This is a genomic window from Achromobacter sp. UBA5777, from assembly GCF_002418565.1.
Classification (GTDB): Bacteria; Pseudomonadota; Gammaproteobacteria; order Burkholderiales; family Burkholderiaceae_B; genus Achromobacter; species Achromobacter animicus.
Genome location: NZ_DIEJ01000100.1, coordinates 1 through 19,860, shown reverse-complemented (window position 1 = coordinate 19,860; position 19,860 = coordinate 1). Strand labels below are relative to the sequence as shown.

19 protein-coding genes and 1 pseudogene are annotated in these 19,860 nt (G+C 65.2%); 10 read left to right on the top strand and 10 right to left on the bottom strand.

What is annotated here, in order from left to right:
* From B3446_RS07075 to B3446_RS07050, 6 genes and pseudogenes are all read right to left on the bottom strand, one after another.
* Positions 1-376 (bottom strand): annotated as a pseudogene (locus tag B3446_RS07075) (AMP-binding protein); the annotation flags it as partial.
* Positions 377-385: 9 nt separating this feature from the next.
* On the bottom strand, positions 386-877 hold the full coding sequence (locus tag B3446_RS07070; RefSeq protein ID WP_291378794.1) for an aromatic-ring-hydroxylating dioxygenase subunit beta: 492 nt from the start codon (positions 875-877) through the stop codon (positions 386-388).
* Positions 874-2,193 carry an aromatic ring-hydroxylating dioxygenase subunit alpha gene (locus B3446_RS07065; protein ID WP_291378792.1) on the bottom strand — a complete coding sequence of 440 codons (1,320 nt, stop codon included), beginning with the start codon at positions 2,191-2,193 and terminating at the stop codon, positions 874-876. The genes B3446_RS07070 and B3446_RS07065 overlap by 4 nt, the downstream gene beginning before the upstream one ends.
* Before the next feature lie 19 nt (positions 2,194-2,212).
* Positions 2,213-3,190, bottom strand: coding sequence for a PDR/VanB family oxidoreductase (locus tag B3446_RS07060; protein ID WP_291378790.1), 978 nt, complete (start codon positions 3,188-3,190; stop codon positions 2,213-2,215).
* A gap of 27 nt (positions 3,191-3,217) precedes the next feature.
* The gene (locus B3446_RS07055; protein WP_291378787.1) at positions 3,218-4,762 is read right to left on the bottom strand and encodes an indolepyruvate oxidoreductase subunit beta family protein; all 1,545 of its coding nucleotides are present in this window, start codon (positions 4,760-4,762) and stop codon (positions 3,218-3,220) included.
* 13 nt (positions 4,763-4,775) lie between these two features.
* Positions 4,776-7,007, bottom strand: a complete 2,232-nt coding sequence (locus B3446_RS07050; RefSeq protein ID WP_291378785.1) for an indolepyruvate ferredoxin oxidoreductase subunit alpha — start codon at positions 7,005-7,007, stop codon at positions 4,776-4,778.
* A gap of 369 nt (positions 7,008-7,376) precedes the next feature.
* Between B3446_RS07050 and B3446_RS07045 the strand changes: the two genes are divergently transcribed.
* The 6 genes from B3446_RS07045 to B3446_RS07020 all read left to right on the top strand — a co-directional run bounded on the left by B3446_RS07045 (position 7,377) and on the right by B3446_RS07020 (position 13,578).
* Positions 7,377-7,874, top strand: coding sequence for a MarR family winged helix-turn-helix transcriptional regulator (locus B3446_RS07045; protein ID WP_056569521.1), 498 nt, complete (start codon positions 7,377-7,379; stop codon positions 7,872-7,874).
* Positions 7,875-8,060: 186 nt separating this feature from the next.
* Positions 8,061-9,632 carry an ABC transporter substrate-binding protein gene (locus B3446_RS07040; RefSeq protein WP_291378783.1) on the top strand — a complete coding sequence of 524 codons (1,572 nt, stop codon included), beginning with the start codon at positions 8,061-8,063 and terminating at the stop codon, positions 9,630-9,632.
* Positions 9,633-9,690: 58 nt separating this feature from the next.
* Positions 9,691-10,677 carry an ABC transporter permease gene (locus B3446_RS07035; RefSeq protein WP_191577739.1) on the top strand — a complete coding sequence of 329 codons (987 nt, stop codon included), beginning with the start codon at positions 9,691-9,693 and terminating at the stop codon, positions 10,675-10,677.
* Positions 10,677-11,591 carry an ABC transporter permease gene (locus B3446_RS07030; protein WP_191577738.1) on the top strand — a complete coding sequence of 305 codons (915 nt, stop codon included), beginning with the start codon at positions 10,677-10,679 and terminating at the stop codon, positions 11,589-11,591. Before B3446_RS07035 ends, B3446_RS07030 begins: the two co-directional genes overlap by 1 nt.
* An 8-nt stretch (positions 11,592-11,599) precedes the next feature.
* Entirely contained in the window at positions 11,600-12,586 is a 987-nt protein-coding gene (locus B3446_RS07025; RefSeq protein ID WP_056568892.1) for an ABC transporter ATP-binding protein, read from the top strand.
* The gene (locus B3446_RS07020; RefSeq protein ID WP_105237529.1) at positions 12,583-13,578 is read left to right on the top strand and encodes an ABC transporter ATP-binding protein; all 996 of its coding nucleotides are present in this window, start codon (positions 12,583-12,585) and stop codon (positions 13,576-13,578) included. Before B3446_RS07025 ends, B3446_RS07020 begins: the two co-directional genes overlap by 4 nt.
* Before the next feature lie 49 nt (positions 13,579-13,627).
* On the opposite strand, the gene B3446_RS07015 is transcribed toward B3446_RS07020, so the two are convergent.
* The gene (locus B3446_RS07015) at positions 13,628-14,149 is read right to left on the bottom strand and encodes a hypothetical protein (protein WP_175138814.1); all 522 of its coding nucleotides are present in this window, start codon (positions 14,147-14,149) and stop codon (positions 13,628-13,630) included.
* Between the two features lie 220 nt (positions 14,150-14,369).
* Between B3446_RS07015 and B3446_RS07010 the strand changes: the two genes are divergently transcribed.
* The 4 genes from B3446_RS07010 (at position 14,370) to B3446_RS06995 (ending at position 18,190) form a co-directional block, all read left to right on the top strand.
* Positions 14,370-15,290, top strand: a complete 921-nt coding sequence (locus B3446_RS07010; protein ID WP_191577736.1) for a DMT family transporter — start codon at positions 14,370-14,372, stop codon at positions 15,288-15,290.
* 115 nt (positions 15,291-15,405) lie between these two features.
* The gene (gene ettA, locus B3446_RS07005; protein ID WP_175123208.1) at positions 15,406-17,079 is read left to right on the top strand and encodes an energy-dependent translational throttle protein EttA; all 1,674 of its coding nucleotides are present in this window, start codon (positions 15,406-15,408) and stop codon (positions 17,077-17,079) included.
* A 161-nt stretch (positions 17,080-17,240) separates the two neighbouring features.
* Complete coding sequence (locus B3446_RS07000; RefSeq protein WP_291378776.1) at positions 17,241-17,774, top strand: isochorismatase family protein; 534 nt, start codon at positions 17,241-17,243, stop codon at positions 17,772-17,774.
* Between the two features lie 191 nt (positions 17,775-17,965).
* Positions 17,966-18,190, top strand: coding sequence for a glycine zipper 2TM domain-containing protein (locus B3446_RS06995; protein ID WP_056321146.1), 225 nt, complete (start codon positions 17,966-17,968; stop codon positions 18,188-18,190).
* Positions 18,191-18,278: 88 nt separating this feature from the next.
* Here B3446_RS06995 and minE read toward each other — a convergent pair whose 3' ends face one another.
* From minE to minC, 3 genes are all read right to left on the bottom strand, one after another.
* Positions 18,279-18,536: a cell division topological specificity factor MinE gene (minE, locus tag B3446_RS06990; protein WP_006217654.1), complete on the bottom strand. Its 258-nt coding sequence runs from the start codon at positions 18,534-18,536 to the stop codon at positions 18,279-18,281.
* 3 nt (positions 18,537-18,539) lie between these two features.
* The gene (minD, locus tag B3446_RS06985) at positions 18,540-19,355 is read right to left on the bottom strand and encodes a septum site-determining protein MinD (RefSeq protein ID WP_008158705.1); all 816 of its coding nucleotides are present in this window, start codon (positions 19,353-19,355) and stop codon (positions 18,540-18,542) included.
* Positions 19,356-19,497: 142 nt separating this feature from the next.
* Positions 19,498-19,860, bottom strand: a 363-nt coding sequence (gene minC, locus B3446_RS06980) for a septum site-determining protein MinC (RefSeq protein ID WP_291378754.1), incomplete at its 5' end; no start/stop codon positions are given.

The window sequence follows — 19,860 nt, the reverse complement described above, 5'->3', positions numbered from 1 at the left end:
AGGTCCGCGTGGCGCCCGGGCAGGGCGACCGCCAGCGCGATCTCGGAGTGGCCGGCCAGGTATTCCAGTTCGGCGGCGCGCAGGTCCGGGTTGATCGGCACGACCGACACGCCCAGCGCATTCAGCGCGAACCAGTGCAGAAAAAAGGCGGGGCGGTTCTCCAGCAGCAGGCCCGCGCGGTGGCCATGGCCGTAGCCGGCGGCGGCATACGCGGCGCGCAGCGTTTCGATGGCATCGGCCGCTGCGGCATAGGTCAGTTCCCCCGCAGCGATGCCATAGGCCTCTGCGGTTTCGGGCAGGATGCACAGGAACGGCTGGGCGCCGGGGGGGGGGGGGGNNCGGTGTCGGCAAAGGCCTGGTGGACGGTGGCGGTCACGGTCCGCTCCTACATGAACAGTTGGATGTTGCCGAAGGCCGCGTCGCAGTTGACGAGGTCCACGCGCTTCAAGCGGATGCGCAGCGCGCCGTCCTGCTCCACCAGGTGATGCGTCGCCCAGCCCGCATACAGCGTCTGCGCGTCCTGCCGCGTCTCGACGTAATGGAAGGCGGTGCGCACGACGTGACGCCCCTCGGATGGCGCGGCCTCGGGATGGTCATGTTCGACCGTGGGCGCCTGCAGCAAATGATGACAGCGGCTCTTGGGCTGCTGCGAAAACGTGCGCTGGCCCGCCAGCCGTTCCACCCGCACGCGCAGCAGCAGCTTGTCCTCGTACATTAGCGAGGCATGCAGCTTCGCATCGGTCTGGCCATGCGCCAGCGGCATCCAGTAGTAGCCGTCCTCGGTGTACAGGTCCAGCCAGTCTTCGAAGCGCAGCTCGTCCAGCAGGCGCGCCTCAGCGTAGACAAAATCGATCAACTCGCGGTCGCTTGCGCTCATACCGACTCCGGTCCGGTCATGTAGCGGCCCCATGCGCGGTATTGGTTGCGCATCTGCCATTCGTTGGTGCCATTGGTGACGACGTTCTTCTGGTCCGCTTCGCCGGGCGCATAGAGCCGGCCCACGTTCACCCAGTCCCGCGCACGCGAATGCAGGCCGTCCTGCGCGCGTTCGTACATTTCAAGGTCGTCGTGTCCGACCACGGACGTCGGCGCATTGATGAGCCGGTTGTACATGAGCGTGCGCTCCAGCAGCAGGTCCGGCGCGCCCACCAGGCGGAAGGTCCAGGATTCCACCAGCGTGCGGTCGGCGGCAATCGGCTTGAAGATCCGCAGCGTCTGGATCGGGCCCTTGACCATGATGTTGGGGAAATAGACGGTGTTGTGGCGCACATCGCCCAGGATCTTTTTGGCGCGATCCTCGCCATAAGCCTCGACCATCGATTCCCAATAGCCGGTAATGCCGGAATACGACGCATGGATCGAGTCCGACACGCCCGTATGGCCGTGGCCGTTTTCCCACACGCGGATACCCATGTTCTCGAAGAACTCGTAAGGCGAGATGAACGGCGCGAATAGTTCCACCGCCATCGGCTTGGGCGTGCCTTCGGGCGCCTGTTCCCAGACCTTGACGGCCGTGCCCGCCGACGATTCGTGCGCGACCATCGGATGGCAGGTGTCGGTCTGGTTGTCGACCAGCATCTTCCAGTTGCAGCGGTGCATGTAGCGAAGCACGCCGCCCGCGACTTCCAGGCGGCCTTCAGGCGACCGATCCACCATGTTGTCCAGCGTGGAAAGCGAGTCGCCGAAGAATTCCTCGAACGACTGGCCTTCCGGATTCAACCGGCAGAACACGAAGCCGCGATGATTGCGCACGTCTTTGACGGCAGCCATGCCTTGGCTGGCTTCGCAGTTTTCCAGGCCGGTGTTTTCGTAGCCTTTTTTCAGCGGGATCGACAGCAGGCTGCCGTCGGTCTTGAAGGTCCAGGCGTGATAAGGGCAGCGGAAGAACTTGCCCGTGTTGCCGCAGGCCTCGCCCGCGACCATGGTGCCCTTGTGCGGGCAGCGGTTGTGCAGCACGCGCACCGTCTTGTCGCTGTGGCGCACCATCACCACGGGCTGGTTGCCGACGGTGGTGGTGACGTAGTCGCCCGAATTGGGCACCTGGCTGTCGTGGCCGACGAAGACCCAGGTGTTGGCGTACAGGCGCTCCATTTCCAGGTCGAACAGTTCCTGGTCGATGAAGAGGTCCTTGTGCACCTCGGTGTCGCGGAGCAGCGCGCGGATGGCGTCGGGATTGTCGCGGTATTTGGCCATGATGGCTTCCTCGTCGGGCTTACAGGTCCAGCACCAGGCGCGCGGACTTGGCGCGCGAGATGCAGATCTGGATGATCTTGCCGCTGGCCTTCTCGGTATCGGACAGGTAGTAGTCGCGGTGATCGGGCTCGCCTTCCAGCACGGTGGCTTGGCAGACGCCGCATTCGCCGCGCTTGCAGTCGTACATCGGGTCGCAGCCTTCGTCTTCCATGACCTCGACGATGGTCTTGTCGGCGGGAATCGTCAGCACGCGGCCGGACTGGCGGAGTTCGACTTCGAAGGCCTGGTCGCCGGCTTGCGCGGCGGCCGTGGTGAAGAGTTCGAAATGGATGTGTGCGTCGGGCCAGTGGCGCGCGTGCGCGCCCTGGATGACGGCGTCGATCAGGCCCTTCGGACCACAGACGTACAGGTGCTGGCGCGGGTTGGACGCGGCAAGCAGCGCCTGCAGATCGAACCGGCAGGACGGATCGTCGTCGGCGTGCAGCGTCAGGTCGCCGCCCGCCAGCGCCTGCAGTTCAGGCAGGAAGGCAAGCTGGTCCTTGCTGCGGCCGCAATAGTGCAGATGGAAGGCGCGGCCGGCGGACTTGAGCGCGGCGGCCATGGACGCGATGGGCGTGATGCCGATGCCGCCCGCAATGAGCACGACCGGCTCATCGCTCGCGGGGGATTCATGCAGCGGAAAGTCGTTCTTGGGGCCTTCCACGGTCAGCACGTCGCCCTCGGCCAGCGTGTGCATGTGGCGCGATCCGCCCTGGCTGGGGTCTTCCAGCCGCACGCCCAGGCGATATTCCGCCGGCTCGGCAAAGCGGCCCGCTTCCGGCGCCAGCTGCACCAGCGAATAGCAGCGCGGATCGCGCAGGCCCGGCACCGTCACCTTCAGGTGCGCACCGGGGCCAAACGCGGGCAACGTGCCGCCGTCTTCGCGCGCCAGCCGGAACGAGCGGATCAGCGGTGATTCCTGCCGGACTTCCCGGACGATCAGTTTGAGTGTCTGCACGATGTCTGTCTCTTTCTGGTGTCGGCCTCAGGCGGCCAGTTTTTCCGCGATCTGGCGTTCCATGGGCTCGCATTTCACGTTGGCGAGCGCCGTGTCGCGCAGCGCGCGCAGCGCGTCGGCGGCATCGGGGCGGCCAACCAGCTGGTCCGCGGCCGCGATGAGCTGCCGGTACTTGCCGCCGCCGCGCACATGAGTGTCGCTGTAGCCCTTGACCAGGCGGCGGCAGTTGACGGTCTCGACAGCCAGCGCGTAGTCGCGCGGGGTCAGCCGCGCGATCAGCGCCAGCCACGATTCCAGCGATTCGGTTTCGATCTGATGGCGCAGCGTGCTGCGGCGGAAACGCCGCATGCCGGCCAGTGTGTACAGCATCAGGAATCCGCCCAGCGTGCCGCTGCGCAGACGGCGGCCCTTGCCGAGCCGGCGTTCGACGAAGCCGCCGAAGGCCTTGGAATTTTCCAGCCAGCGGCCCAGCCGCATCGGCAACGTGCCGCAGATTTCTTCCAGCCGGGGATGCATGAACTCGGTCGTGTCGACGAGCTGGCCGGCACGCGCGCCGACTTCCGTGCGCACGCGGTCAAAGCGCGTGCCCCGGGTCTTCAGGTCCGCCACGCGGATCACGTCGTCGTAGGCCATGGCGGTGGCCACGTAACGCGCCGCGGCGCAGGTCAGCGCCCATTGGTGCGCGTCACCGCCGTGCTGCGCATCCAGGTCGCGGATGGTCTTCATGCGGCGCAGGTAGTCTTCGGCGTAGGGAAGATCCTGGAATTCGATCTGGCGGCGCACGCCTGCGGTCAGCATGGGCTGGGCACAGGCGGGGAAATCGCGCCGGATGGCGTCCAGCAAGGCTTGGGCGCGCGGGCTGGCGGCGCGCTCGGGTACGTCCGGCTCGGGCCGCGTGAGGTCAATGGCAGCGGGCTGATCCGGCGCCTTGTCGGCCGAGTCGAAGCCCAGTGCGAACGCGCGCAGGCTGGCGTCCACGCCAAGGCCCGCGCGGCGGACGGTGGCCTCGAAGTCGTCGCGAGTGAAGGGCAGGGCGCCGCTGCCGGCCACCGCGCCAAACAGGCTGGCGCTGATGACGCTGCCGGCGCGGTCGGCCAGATCCTGCAAGTCGAAGCACAGGAAGCGCCGGGCCGCTGCGCGGCCGGCTTCCAGCACCTTGTTGGGATCGGCGATGCCGTTGCCGGGCGCAGACTTTTCGCTGACCGCAAAACTGCGGTGCGACGACGCGATGAGGACCGTGCGGTCGGGCGTCACGAGGCCGCGCTGGATAGCCCGGCCGCCTTCCATCAGTTCGGCCGCCACCACCAGATCCACGTCGCCCGGCGTGGGCATCAGCGCCAGCGCGGGTTGGCGGCCGGCGCGTTGCACATCGGCCTCGGGCAGCAGTTCCAGGTAGTAGATCGTCGCGCCGGTGCGCTGCGCCACGCCGGGCACCGAGGTGGTCTGCGCCCACCAGCCGGCGTGCTCGGCCATGTCGACAATCCAGTCGGCCAGCACGCCGCCGCCCTGGCCGCCCATGGCCAGGATCGCGATCTTGATGGGGTTGCCTTGCTGCATCACCGCCGCGTTCATGTTGCTGGGTTCCTCAAAGTGCGCTTTGCGCCAGACGCGCCGCGCGGCGCCGTTGCAGGAAGCCGATCACCGCGCCGCGCATGCGCGCCAGGAAGCGGTCGGCGCCGGTCGGGTTGTGGATGATGTCGGCGCGGTAGAACGAGGGGCACAGCACGGCCGCATGCGCGACCTCGCCGCAGTTGCCGCAGCCCACGCAGCTGCTTTCCACGTGCGCGACCGGGTCTTCCTTGAGCGGGTCGCCGCTGTCCTTGACCGTCAATGACGGACACCCGGACAGCCGGATACAGGCGTGGTCGCCGGTACAGACGTCGGGATCCACGCCAAAGCGTTCCTTGACCACACGCTTGCCTTCCTTGACCGCCTTGTTGAACAGGGGCTTTACGCGCCGCTGCTTGTTCAGCATGCATTCGGACTGCGCGATGATGACCTTCGGGCCCTTGATGTCGGTGGTCAGCGCTTCTTCGATGGTGGCGCGAACCTTGGCCACGTCGTAGGTCCGGTCCAGCGTGCGCACCCACTTCACGCCCACGCCGCGCACGGCCTGGTCGATCGGGTTGTTGGTCGAGCGGTCCGGGTTGTCTGCGCGCGAGGACAGGATGTCCTGTCCCCCGGTGGCAGATGCGTAGAAGTTGTCGACGATGACGATGACGCCGTCGTACTTGTTGAACACTGCGTTGCCGATGCCCGACGCCAGGCCGTTATGCCAGAAGCCGCCGTCGCCCATGATGGAGATGGGCCGCTTGGCGGCCGGCACGTTGAAGGCCGCCGCGCTGGAGGCGCCCAGGCCGTAGCCCATCGTCGTCGCGCCCAGGTTGAAGGGCGGCAGGATGGAAAAGAGATGGCAGCCGATGTCGCACGAGATGTGATGCTGGCCCAGCGTTTCCTGCGCCAGCGTCAGCGCGGAAAATATGGGCCGCTCCGGACAGCCCGTACAGAAGCCCGCGGGCCGCGGCGGCACGACGGCAGCCAGGCCTTCGACGTGCTTGTGGAAGGTGATGGGCTGCTCGGCAGGGCGCGCGGGTTTGGGCCGCGAGATTTCGGTGATGGTGAGCTGGGGCTCGGGCTGCACTTCTGCCTGCGCATCCACCGCTACCGCCGGATGCGTCTGCAGCGATTCCGGCCGGTTGCGCTTGAGGAATTCGCGCAGGCCATCGCGCATGACCTGGGTCGTGTATTCGCCCGCCATCGGCAGGACGTCCTTGCCGGACAACTGCGTGCTCACACCGGCGCGGCGCAGCACCGCGTGCAGGTTCTGCTCGATGTAGTCCGGCTGACCTTCTTCCAGCAGCAGCACGGCGCGCTTGCCGCGGCAAAAATCGATGACCTCGTCCTCGATGACGGGGTAGGTCACGTTCATCACGTACAGCGGAATGCGGCTGTTGCCGAAGTTGTCGGCCAGTCCCAGCAACTGCAGCGCGCGGATCACGCCGTTGTACAGGCCGCCTTGCAGGATCAGGCCGATGTCGTCCTGGTCGCCGTCAAAGTGCTCATTGAGCTGATTTTCCTTGATGTAGCGGATGGCGGCCGGCCAGCGCTCCTTGATCTTTTCCTGCTCGTGCAGGAACGAGGCCGGCGGCAGCACGATGCGGCTGGTGTCGCGCGCGGGGCTTTCCAGCGCCTGTGCCAAGCTGAACGCCGGGCGCTTGTTTTCCTTGGCGATGAAGCGGCCATGCACATGACAGCCGCGGATGCGCAACTGCAGCATCACGGGCGTCTTGCTGGCTTCCGACAGCGCAAAGCCGTCTTCCACCGCCTTGACCATGCTTTCCAGATTGGGACGCGGGTCCAGCAGCCAGATCTGCGACTTCATGGCGAACGCGTGCGAGCGTTCCTGCATGATCGACGAGCCTTCGCCGTAGTCTTCGCCCACGATGACCAGCGCGCCGCCGGTGACGCCGCCCGAGGCCAGGTTGGCCAGCGCGTCGGAGGCGACGTTGGTGCCCACCGTGGATTTCCACGTCACGGCGCCACGGATGGGGTACATGACGGAAGCGGCCAGCGTGGCCGCGGCGGTGGCTTCCGAGGCGCTCGCCTCGAAGTGCACGCCCAGTTCCTGCAGGATGTCGTTGGCGTCGGCCAGCACGTCCATCAGATGCGAAATGGGCGAGCCCTGATAGCCGGCGACATAGCCCACGCCGGATTGCAGCAGCGCCTTCGTGACGGCAAGAATCCCTTCGCCGCGAAATTCCTCGCCCGCGCCGATGCGCAGTTGCTGGACTTCTTTCTTGAAAGACCTTTCCGCCATCTTGGATCCCTTTCGCGGACCCCGTCGGGATCCTTAATCCGTGCTGCCGTGCAGCATCGTCTTGCCACGAAAACATCGCCTGAAAAATACTTTAGGAGTCAACGTTTTAGCTGTCAATAAAAAAGATGAAATTTCATGGAAATTAAAAAATATCACGCAAAAACAAGGGTGTATATACTGGTTGTTCTCTAGGTTTTTGGCGGATTGAGGGCGCTGCAATGGTGCAAAAACGGGTTGCGATTTGGGGTATACCCTGTGCTGCGCAACAGCATTGCGGTACATCATGGCGCACGGCTGCGCCGTCGTGGTGCAATGCGCTTTTCGGCAACGGGGCGGGCCTTCGAAATGGGTGCGTGGGAGCAAACCAACATGCAGGCAGATAAGCCACGCGGCACGCGCGCCGCCGCAACGGGCCCCCGGTTCGTCGACGGCTACCTGGCCTATCTGCTTGCGCAGGCCAGTCAGCGCATCTCGGCGGAATTCCATCAACAGGTCAAAGCCGCCGGCCTGTCCGTAACCGAATGGCGCGTGCTCGCCAGCTTGCAAGGCAGCGCCGGCGAAACCATCGGCAGCCTGGCCGTGCTGGCCATCACCAAGCAGCCCACGCTCAGCAAGGTCGTGCAGCGCATGGAGGCCGACGGTCTGGTGGCTCGCACCGGCGTGCGAGCCGACCGCCGCCAGACGCGGGTCTGCATCACGGCCAAGGGCTCCAACCTCATCGGCGGCCTGTGCGATCAGGCCTTGCAGCACCAGAAGGCGGTGCTGGCGCCCTTCGGCGAAGAAAAGGCCGCGCTGCTGATCGACATGCTTGACGTGCTGATGACCGAGCACGTCCCGTTGGAACTGCCCATCGATCCGGACGAATAGGTCCTCTGTTGCGCGCGCGCACTCGAACGTCGTTTGGTCCGATTATTTCGTTACATGCTTATGCGTCCCCGATTGCCGTTTCACAGTGAAAACGATCGCCGGTACGCGCAAACCCTGAATTGACGCGGGTCTCGCGGGTAGGCACACTCGCGCCGGTATTCAGACTACTGTCAGGAGTTGACACTTATGCGCCGCACTTTGATTGCTATCGCGATCGCCGCCGCCGTGGCAGTGCCCTCGATCGGGCAAGCCAAGACCTTCCGCTGGGCCGCTCAGGGCGACATCCTCACGTTCGATCCGCACTCGCAGAACGAAGGCATGACGATCGCCGCCAACAGCTACATCTACGAGCCCCTGGTCGACTACGACAAGTCTTTCAAGGTGTCGCCGCGCCTGGCCACCGAATGGGAACAGGTGTCGCCCACCCTGTACCGCTTCAAGCTGCGCCCCAACGTCAAGTTCCATGACGGCGCCGCCTTCACGGCTGACGACGTGGTGTTTTCGATCCACCGCGCCATGGCGCCCACGTCGAACTACAAGGCCTACACCACCGGCATCAAGGAAGCGCGCAAGATCGACGACCTGACGGTCGAGATCGAAACCTCGGCGCCCAACCCCGTGCTGCTGCGCCAGCTGACCAACGTGTTCATCATGAACAAGGCCTGGTCCGAAAAGAACAACATCCCCAAGCCGCAGGACTTCGTCAACAAGGAAGAAACCTACGGCGCGCGCAACACCAACGGCACCGGCCCCTACAAGCTCAAGAGCCGCGAAGTCGACGTGCGCACGGTCTTCGAAGAAAACAAGGACTGGTGGAACAAGGCTGACAAGGTCGGCAACGTGACCGAAGTCATCTTCACGCCGATCAAGCAGAACGCCACCCGCACCGCCGCGCTGCTGTCGGGCGAAATCGACTTCGTGCTGGATCCGGCCGCCCAGGATCTGGACCGCCTGCGCCAGCAGCAGAAGGTCGTCGAAGGCAACGAATACCGCACCATCTACCTGGGCCTGGACCAGAAGCGTCCCGAGCTGCAGTACTCCAACATCAAGGGCAAGAACCCCTTCCAGGACATCCGCGTGCGCGAAGCGCTGTACCGCGCCATCGACGTGGACGCCATCAAGCGCGCCGTGATGCGCGGCCTGTCGGCCCCCACCGGCACGATGATCGCGCCGCAGGTCCATGGCTGGGCCGAATCCGTGCACAAGCGCGTGCCCTACGATCCCGAAAAGGCCCGCGCCCTGCTGAAGGAAGCCGGCTACGACGGCACGCTGAACTTCACGCTGGACTGCCCGAACAACCGCTACATCAACGACGAAGCCATCTGTCAGGCCGTCGTGGGCATGTGGGCCAAGGTCGGCGTCAAGGCCACCATGAACGCCATGCCGCGCTCCACGTACTTCCCGAAGGTGCAGTCGTTCGACACCAGCGCCTACCTGTTCGGCTGGGGCGTGCCCACTTTCGACGCCATGTACACGCTGCAGAACCTGATCCGCACCAAGGGTGAGGGCGCGGACGGCATGTACAACCTGGGCAACTACAGCAACAAGGAACTCGACGTCATCATCGATCGCATCAAGACCGAGACCGATGCGAAGAAGCGCGACGCCGACATCATCACCGTGCTGGAAGGGCACGCCAAGGACTTCGGGCACATCCCGCTGCACGACCAGGTCATCCCCTGGGCCATGCGCAAGAACGTCACGGTCATCCACCGTGCCGACAACCGCCTCGTTGCCGATTGGGTCAAGGTTGACTGATCCAGGCTAACCAGACGGCGGGACCTACCCGGTTCCGCCGTCTTGCTTTTTTCCGCCTATGTTCGCTTTCATACTGCGTCGCCTGTTGCAGGCCGTAGCGGTGATGCTCACCGTCGCGCTACTGGCCTTTGTGCTTTTCCAATACGTCGGCGACCCCGTCACCATCATGCTGGGGCAGGACGCCACCGATGCCGAACGCGTCGAACTGCGTGAACGCCTGGGCCTGAACGAGCCCGCCATCGTTCAATTCGGCCACTTCGTGGCCAACGCCGTGCAGGGCAATTTCGGCATCTCCCTGCGCCAGAGCGAACCCGTTTCCACCCTGCTGAAGTCCCGCCTGCCAGCCACCCTTGAGCTGTCCATGGTGGCCGCCTTGCTGGCGCTCGTCGTGGGCGTGCCGCTGGGCGTGTATACGGCGCTCAAGCGCAACAGCCTGGTTTCGCAGATGCTGCTGGCCGGCTCGCTGTTGGGCGTGTCGCTGCCGACCTTCCTGATCGGCATCCTGCTGATCCTGGTGTTCTCGGTGCAACTGGGCTGGCTGCCCAGCTACGGGCGCGGCGACACCGTCAGCCTGGGCTGGTGGACGTCCGGCCTGTTCACCGCCACGGGCTGGAAGCACCTCATCTTGCCGTCCATCACGCTGTCGCTCTTCCAGATGACGCTGGTGCTGCGGCTGGTGCGCTCCGAAATGCTGGAGGTCCTGCGCTCGGACTACATCAAGTTCGCGCGCGCCCGGGGCCTGAAGCGCCGCGCCATCCACTTTGGCCACGCGCTCAAGAACACGATGGTGCCCGTCATCACCATCACCGGCCTGCAACTGGGCGGCATCATCGCCTTCGCCATCGTGACCGAGACCGTGTTCCAGTGGCCGGGCATGGGCCTGCTCTTCATCCAGGCGGTCCAATTCGCCGACGTGCCGGTGATGGCCGCGTACCTGTGCCTGATCGCGCTGGTGTTCGTGGTGATCAACCTGATCGTCGATCTTCTGTATTTCGTCGTGGACCCGCGGCTGCGTTCCGGGCTGACTCGCGGGGGGGCTCACTGATGCGCGCCGTACTTAAACGCTGGTGGGACAGCGACATTGCCTGGGCCTGGCGCCGGGCGCCCGTGGCCATCGTCGCCACGCTGCTGCTCGCAGCCCTGTTGATCGGCTCCTTCGGGGCCGGCTGGGTCGCGCCGCACAACCCGTTCGACCTGACCAAGGTCGAACTGCTGGACGCGCTGCTGCCGCCGGCCTGGGAACCCAACGGGCAGGCCACCTACCTGCTGGGTACCGACAGCCAGGGCCGCGATCTGTATTCGGCCATCCTGTACGGCACGCGCGTGTCGCTGCTGATCGGCCTGGCCTCGGTGCTGCTGTCGATGGTGATCGGCATCGTCCTGGGCTTGATCTCCGGTTATGCCGGCGGCCGCGTCGACGCGTTCATCATGCGCGTCGCCGACGTGCAGCTCTCGTTCCCCGCCATCCTGATCGCGCTCCTGATCGACGGCGTGGCGCGTGCGGCAGTGCCGCGCGAGCTGCACGAGATCATCGCCTTTCCGGTGCTGATCGGCGCCATTGCGCTGGCCGGCTGGCCGCAGTACGCGCGCACGGTGCGCGGCTCGACGCTGGTGGAAAAGAACCGTGAATACGTGCAGGCCGCCCGCGTGATCGGCGTGGCCTCGCCCGTCATCATGTTCCGCCACGTGCTGCCCAACGTGCTGGGTCCGGTGCTGGTGCTGGCCACGGTGCATCTGGCCACCGCCATCATCACCGAGGCGACGCTGTCGTTCCTGGGGGTGGGGGTGCCGCCGACCGCGCCGTCGCTGGGCACGCTGATCCGGATCGGCAACGATTTCCTGTTTTCCGGAGAGTGGTGGATCACCATTTTCCCGGGCGCGGCGCTGGTGCTGCTTGTGCTGTCGGTCAACCTGCTGGGCGACTGGCTGCGCGACGCACTGAACCCGCGGCTGAACTGAGGTAAACCATGAGCGCATTACTCGAAGTCCGCAACCTGCGCGTGGAATTTCCCACGCGCCGCGGCACGCTACGCGCCCTGGACGACGTGTCCTTTTCCATCCAGGCTGGCGAAGTCCTGGGCGTGGTGGGCGAATCCGGCGCCGGCAAGTCGCTGACCGGCGCCTCCATCATCGGCCTGCTCGAACCCCCGGGCCGCATCGCGGCCGGCGAGATCCTGCTGGCCGGCCGTCGCATCGACAACCTGCCCGACGAACAGATGCGCCGCGTGCGCGGCCGCGAGATCGGCGCGGTGTTCCAGGACCCGCTGACGTCGCTGAACCCGCTGTACACGGTGGGCCGGCAACTGGCTGAAACCATCGTCACCCACCTGGACATGACCTGGTCGCAGGCGCGCAACCGCGCGGTCGAGCTGCTGGCGTCCACCGGCATTCCCGCCGCGCGCGAGCGCATCGACCACTACCCGCACCAGTTCTCCGGCGGCATGCGCCAGCGCGTGGTGATCGCGCTGGCCCTGGCCGCCGAGCCGAAACTGGTGGTGGCCGACGAGCCCACGACCGCGCTGGACGTATCGATCCAGGCGCAGATCATCGAACTGCTCAAACGCTTGTGCCGCGAAAACGGCACGGCGGTCATGTTGATCACGCACGATATGGGCGTCATCGCCGAGACCGCCGACCGCGTGGCGGTGATGTACGCCGGCCGCGTGGCCGAGATCGGGCCGGTGGCCGACGTGATCCACAAACCGCGCCATCCCTATACGTCGGGACTGATGGGGTCCATTCCCACGCTGGAAGGCCACACCGAACGGCTGGTGCAGATCGACGGCAGCATGCCGCGCCTGAACGCCATTCCGCCGGGCTGTGCGTTCAATCCCCGCTGCGGCCAGCGCCTGCCGCGCTGCGCGCACGACCGCCCCGAGCTGATGCCTGCGGGCACGTCGCGCGCGGCCTGTTGGCTGCATGACAAAGGCAATACGTTGGAGGTGGCCGCATGAGCACGCCCTTGGTTCAAGTAAAGGACGCGGCCCGCTGGTTCGACGTATCGCCGCCCTGGCTGGAGCGCGCGCTGGCGCGCAAGCCCAAAGTGATGCTGCGCGCGGTGGACGGCGTGTCGTTCGACATCGCCCGCGGCGAAACGCTGGCGCTGGTGGGTGAATCCGGCTGTGGAAAATCCACGGTCGCGCGCATGCTGGTCGGGCTGTATGGCCTGACGCGCGGCGACATCCACTTCGACGGCCAGCCGCTGTCGCGCATGTCGGAACCCGGCGGGCGCGCCTTGCGCAAGCGCCTGCAGATGATCTTCCAGGATCCCTATGCCAGCCTGAATCCGCGCTGGCGCGTGGGCCGCATCATCGCCGAGCCGATGCTGACGCACACGCAGATGTCGCCCGCGGACCGCGTGGCGCGCGTGGGCGAACTGCTGCGGCAGGTGGGCCTGGATCCCGCGGACCAGAGCCGCTATCCGCACCAGTTCTCGGGCGGGCAGCGCCAGCGCATCTCGATCGCGCGCGCGCTGGCGGTCAATCCGGAATTCCTGGTGTGCGACGAGCCCACCTCGGCGCTGGATGTGTCCGTGCAGGCGCAGGTGCTGAACCTGATGAAGGACCTGCAACGCAAGCTGGGGCTGACGTATCTGTTCATCTCGCACAACCTGGCCGTCGTGCACCACGTGGCGGATCGTGTGGGCGTGATGTACCTGGGCCGCATGGTGGAAGTGGCGCCGCGCGACGAACTCTTCGCGCGGCCGCGGCATCCCTACACGCGCATGCTTCTCGAGGCGATTCCGGACATCAACGGCGCGGGCAAGCCGCGCACGGCGGTGGCGGGCGAGGTGCCCAATCCGCTGAATCCGCCGTCCGGTTGCACCTTCCATCCGCGCTGCCCGCACGCCAACGACCGTTGCAAGGCCGAAGCGCCGGTCGCGAAGCTGGCGGGGGTGTCGATCGTGGCCTGCCACGCGGTCGAGGAAGGCCGGATCACCGTGTGATCCTGCAAACGCCGTGGACCGGGCGCCTGCCCGGGCCGCGGCGCGCCGCTCAATGGCGGTGGTTGTGGTTGTGGACGTCGTCGTACGGCGTGTCGTCGTCTTCGTCGTCCGCGCCGTCGTCTTCTTCGTCTTCCTCATCGGGATCCGGCTGCGGTTCCTCGGTCAGGGCAAAGGGCAGCACGTCTTCCAGGTTGTCGGACCAGGCGGATTCTTCACCGTCGTGGTCCAGCTTGATGAAGCGCTCGCCGTCGTTCAGCGAGATCTGGATCGCCCACAGGTACAGACAGTCGTAGGTGTCATCGTCGGACTGCGGCAGGCCGCCGCGGTTGCCGAGCAGGCGCGCGCCCGGCCCGCCCATCTGCACGTGCGTCTGTTCCTCGTCCGTCTCGGCCTTCTCGTCCATTGGGACGCCGTAGGTCACCCATTCGGTGCCTTCATCGCCCAGCACCACTTCCGCCAGCACGGGTTTGCCCAGATAGGCGCTGAGTGCATCCGCGGTCTTGGCCAGCATGTCCAGTTCGGGTGCGCTGAAATGGGTCAAGGAAGCGGGAGGAGTGGCAGAGGCGGACATGAAGGTTCCTGGGCGCGATGAAGCCGCGACGGCACGGCAGATACGTCAGGCGCTATTGTCGCGCGAACCGCGCTGCGGTGCATCGGGCGCTTGGATTACGAAGAAACGCGGGCGGTCTTCGGATGGCGCGCCGGGGCGCCAACATATCAGTGACGTATACAGCGGGTCGGACGGCGCCTACACTGGCCTGCTTCCGTCTTTCTGCCTTCCCGTTTCATCCATGCGCTCCGACGCCCCGCAGCTTCCCCTCCGATTTTTCCTGTTTCCGCTTCTGGCCGCCCTGATCTGGTCGGTCAACATGATCGTCACCAAGATGGCCGCGGGCGTCATCGCGCCGGCGGCCATCGGCTTTTATCGCTGGGCGCTGGCGGGCATCGTCCTGACCCCGTTTGCGCTGCCCGGTGTCTGGGCGCAACGCCGCCAGGTGCTGGCGCACCTGCCGAAGTTCGCGGTGCTGGGCGGACTGGGCATGGCGCTGTACCAGGGGCTGGCGTATGTGGCGGCCGCGTCCACCACCGCCACCAACATGGGCTTCATCACCGCGATGATCCCGCTCATGACCATCGCCGTCATGGCGGTCATCATGCGCGAGCGCCCCACGGCCATGGCGGTGCTGGGCAGCCTGGTGTCGCTGGCCGGACTGGCGCTGCTGATCGGCGAGGGCGACCCGGCCCGGCTGCTGTCCGTAGGCGCCAACCACGGCGACGTGTTGATGGGGCTGGGCGCGCTGGCCTATGCCCTCTATGGCGTGCTGCTGCGTCGGTGGGCGCTGCCCGTGGGGCCGTGGCAGTCGCTATATGTGCAGGTCGCATTCGGCATTCTGTTCCAGCTTCCCGCCTTTCTGATGGCGGCGCCGTCGCCGCTCAATGCCGCCAACGTGCCGCTGGTGCTCTATGCGGCGGTGTTTCCGTCGCTGTTTGCGCCGTATCTGTGGATGCAGGGCGTGCGCCACCTGGGCCCCAATCGCGCCAGCATCTTCCTGAACGTCATGCCGGTGTTCACCGTGGCCATCGCGGCGCTGTTCCTCGATGAAAAGCCGCATCTGTTTCACATCGCGGGCGGTGCGCTGGCGCTGGCCGGCGTGATGCTGGCGCAGATGCGCACGCCGGGTCTGCCGGGCCGGGCCGAGAAGGCCAGCTGAAGGCTGGCGAAGGGCCAGATCAAGGCGAGATGGGGCCGGATCACCGCTGCCGCACGCCGGTCAGGGATCCGGCCTACAATCAACGGTTTCTCAGCTATATCTCACCTACGAGCCCATGGCCCAATACGTCTACACCATGAACCGCGTCGGCAAGATCGTGCCGCCCAAGCGGCAGATCCTGCGCGATATCTCGCTTTCGTTTTTTCCTGGCGCCAAGATCGGCGTGCTGGGCCTGAACGGCTCGGGCAAGTCGACGCTGCTGAAGATCATGGCGGGCGTCGACCGCGAGATCGAAGGCGAAGCCGTGCCCATGCCGGGCCTGAACATCGGCTACCTGCCGCAGGAACCGCAGCTCAACCCCGAGCACACGGTCCGCCAGGCGGTTGAAGAAGGCCTGGGCGCCGTCGTCACCGCCAAGAAGCGCCTGGACGAGGTCTACGCCGCCTACGCCGAACCCGATGCCGACTTCGACGCGCTGGCCGCTGAACAGGCCGAACTCGAAGCCATCATCGCCGCCGCCGCCTCCAGCGGCGCGGACGACATCGAACACCAGATGGAAATCGCCGCCGACGCGCTGCGCCTGCCGCCCTGGGATGCCACCGTCGGCAACCTGTCCGGTGGTGAAAAGCGCCGCGTGGCCCTGTGCCGCCTGCTGCTGTCCAAGCCCGACATGCTGCTGCTCGACGAACCCACCAACCACCTGGACGCCGAAAGCGTGGAGTGGCTGGAGCAGTTCCTGCACAAGTTCCCCGGCACCGTCGTCGGCGTGACCCACGATCGCTACTTCCTGGATAACGCGGCCGAATGGATCCTCGAACTGGACCGCGGCTACGGTATTCCCTGGAAGGGCAACTACAGCTCGTGGCTGGAACAGAAGGAAGACCGCCTCAAGCAGGAAGAGTCCTCCGAATCGGCGCGCCAGAAGACCATCAAGAAGGAACTGGAGTGGGTGCGCCAGAACCCGAAGGGCCGTCAGGCCAAGGCCAAGGCGCGTCTGGCGCGTTTCGAGGAACTGTCCTCGTACGAATACCAGAAGCGCAACGAAACCCAGGAAATCTTCATTCCGGTGGGCGAGCGCCTGGGCAACGAGGTCATCGAATTCAACAACGTCAGCAAGGCCTACGGCGATCGTCTGCTGATCGACAACCTCAGCTTCAAGGTGCCGCCGGGCGCCATCGTCGGCATCATCGGCGCGAACGGCGCCGGTAAGTCCACGCTGTTCCGCATGATCGCCGGCCGCGAGCAGCCGGATTCGGGCGAAGTCAAGATCGGCCAGACCGTGAAGCTCGCCTTCGTCGACCAGTCGCGTGACGCGCTGGAAGACAAGAAGACGGTGTTCGACGCCGTGTCCGATGGCGCCGACATCCTGACCGTCGGCAAGTTCGAGATGTCGTCGCGTGCCTACCTGGGCCGCTTCAACTTCAAGGGCGGCGACCAGAACAAGGTCGTGGGCCAGCTCTCGGGCGGCGAACGCGGCCGCCTGCATATGGCCAAGACGCTGATCGCCGGCGGCAACGTCCTGCTGCTTGACGAACCGTCCAACGACCTCGACGTCGAAACCCTGCGCGCCCTGGAAGATGCGTTGCTCGAGTTCCCCGGCAGCGTCATGGTCATCAGCCACGATCGCTGGTTCCTGGACCGTATCGCCACGCACATCATGGCCTTCGAAGGCGATTCGCAAGTCGTGTTCTTCGACGGCAACTATCAGGAATACGAAGCCGACAAGAAGCGCCGCCTGGGCGAAGAGGGCGCCAAGCCCAAGCGCCTGCGGTACAAGGCATTGAAGTAAAACGCCCCTGCTGGTGTCTGACACCAGCTGAATGCCAGGAATCCCGGCCAGGTGCCGGGATTTTTTTGTGTCAGACGCCCGAATCGGTCCTGTGTTTGCAGGGGTGTCAGACACCGCTCCACAGCGTTATGCTGACCCCTTGCCCCCAGGAGTTCCTCACCATGCTGCTGTCCGCCTCCGATTCCACCCTGTTGATTGTCGACATGCAGGGCCGCCTGATGCCTGTCATCCACGAAGGCGACGCCGTGCTGAACGCCGCGCACAAGCTGGCGCAGGCGGCGCGGTTGCTCGATGTGCCGGTTGTGGCTACCGAGCACCACAGCAAGATGCTGGGCGTCACCGTGGACCCGTTGCGCGAGCAGGTCCAGGCCACGTTCCAGAAGATGCACTTTTCGTCAGCGCGCGAACCGGGTTTTGACGGCTGGCTGCCCGCCTCGCGCAAGACGGTGCTGGTGGCCGGCTGCGAGGCGCACATCTGCGTGCTGCAAACCGTGATCGGTCTGGTGGACCTCGGCTACAAGACGGTGCTTGTCGCGGATGCGGCCGGATCGCGCAAGCCGTCGGACCATCATGCCGCGCTGCGCCGCGCGCGCGCTCATGGCGCGGAGATCGTCACGACAGAGATGGCGATTTTCGAGTGGATAGAGACGTGCGAGCACCCGCGCTTCCGCGACGTGTTACGTCTGGTCAAATAGCCGTCGGCCCTTGCAACATCGCTCCCAGAGGAGCGCAAAAGTTCGCTCTCCCTTTGACACAATTCCTGGGTAAACCTAACACCCTGTCCCCGGATAATTTGCGATCCTGAAAGCTCTAAACCCCTAAAGGTCCGCTCGCTCGCATTTTGATTCTCCGGTGCGGCCCCGGGTAAAAGAATAGGAGCTACATCATGAAAATCGCATCGCTTTCCAAGATCTGTGCCGCTGTGGCGCTGGCTGCCACCATGGCGGGTTGTTCATCGTGGGATGGCATGAGCCATCGCCAGAAGAGCACCGTAGGGGGCGCCGCACTGGGCGGCGTCGCGGGCGCGGTGATCACTAACGGCGGTGTGCTCGGCACGGTCGGCGGTGCGGCGATCGGCGGTGTGATCGGCGACCAGGTCGGCAAGCGTTAAGCCTTCCTCGTCCCATCAAAAACGCCCGGCAATGCCGGGCGTTTTTTATGTGCAGCGTGCGCCGNNAGGCCGGCGCACGGCGGAGACGTCACGTCTCGTTTTGCGGCATTTCGATCTTCACTTCCAACACCTCCAGCGTGTCCTGGCGTTCCAGGTGCACCTTGATGTCTTCAGGATTGATCTTCACGTACTTGGAGATGACCGCGATCAGTTCCTGCTGAAGCTGCGGCAGGTAATCGGGCGAATCCCCGCGGCCACGCTCGTGGGCAAGGATGATCTGCAACCGTTCTTTGGCGACGGATGCGGAGGTCTTCTTTTGACCGAGCAGAAACGACAGGAAGGACATCGCTTACTTGCCTCCGAACAGGCGTTTCAGGAAACCCGGCTTTTCGTAATCGGTAAAGCGCAGGGCCTTGTCTTCGCCAAGGTAACGGCTGACGACGTCCTTGTAGGCTTCCGAGACGTCGGTGTCTTTCAGGTGGATGGCCGGCAGACCCTGGTTCGACGCCTGCAGCACGGCTTCCGATTCGGGAATCACGCCGATGAGCTTGATGCGCAGGATGTCTTCGATGTCGGTCAGCGACAGCATCTCGCCGTCGGACACGCGCTTGGGGTTGTAGCGGGTCAGCAGCAGGTATTCCTTGACCGGCTCGTCGCCCTCGACCGCGCGCTTGGACTTGGCGGCCAGGATGCCCAGAATGCGGTCCGAGTCACGCACCGACGAGACTTCCGGATTGGTGACCACCAGCGCGTCATCCGCAAAATATGCGGCCATCAGCGCGCCGGTTTCGATGCCGGCGGGGGAATCGCAGACGATGTAGTCGAAACCCATTTCCTTCAGGTCATTGATGACCTTTTCCACGCCCTCCTGGGTCAGCGCATCCTTGTCGCGCGTTTGCGAGGCGGGCAGGATGAAAAGGTTTTCAAGCTGCTTGTCCTTGATGAGCGCTTGCTTGAGGGTCGCTTCGCCCTGGATCACATTGACGAAGTCATACACCACGCGACGCTCGCAACCCATGATGAGGTCGAGGTTGCGCAGGCCGACGTCGAAGTCGATGACAGCGGTCTTGTGGCCCCGCATCGCGAGGCCCGCGGAAAAACTGGCGCTCGTCGTGGTTTTGCCCACGCCGCCTTTGCCGGAAGTCACCACAACAATGCGTGTCATGACGATCAAACCCTTATGTTCGAATAAATCGCGTTATCGTAAAGCAAAAAGCCCGTGTAAGGCTTCTTACAGGATGTGTTGAGATTTGAGCGGGCCGCGGCCGCGCCGCCGTCTCGCAGGATGCCGCGCCCCGGGCGCGGCATCAGGCCTTCAGTGCTTCGATGCGCAGCGTGTCGCCATCCAGGCGGACCAGCGCGGGCTGGTTCTGCAGCGTGCCATCGAGCTTGTCTTCGACCACGCGGTAGACGCCCGCGACGGCCAGCAATTCCGCATCCAGATGCGTCGTGAAGATGCGTGCCGACGTGTCGCCGCGCGCGCCGGCCATCGCCTTGCCGCGCAGCGGACCGTACACATGCACGTTGCCGTCGGCGATGACTTCGGCGCCCTGGCTGACCATGCCGATTACCACCAGATCCGTATGCCGTGCGTAAACGCGCTGGCCCGAGCGCAGCGGCCGCGTGACCACCAGCGCCGACGACGAGTGCGGGGCGGCGGCCGTCGGGCT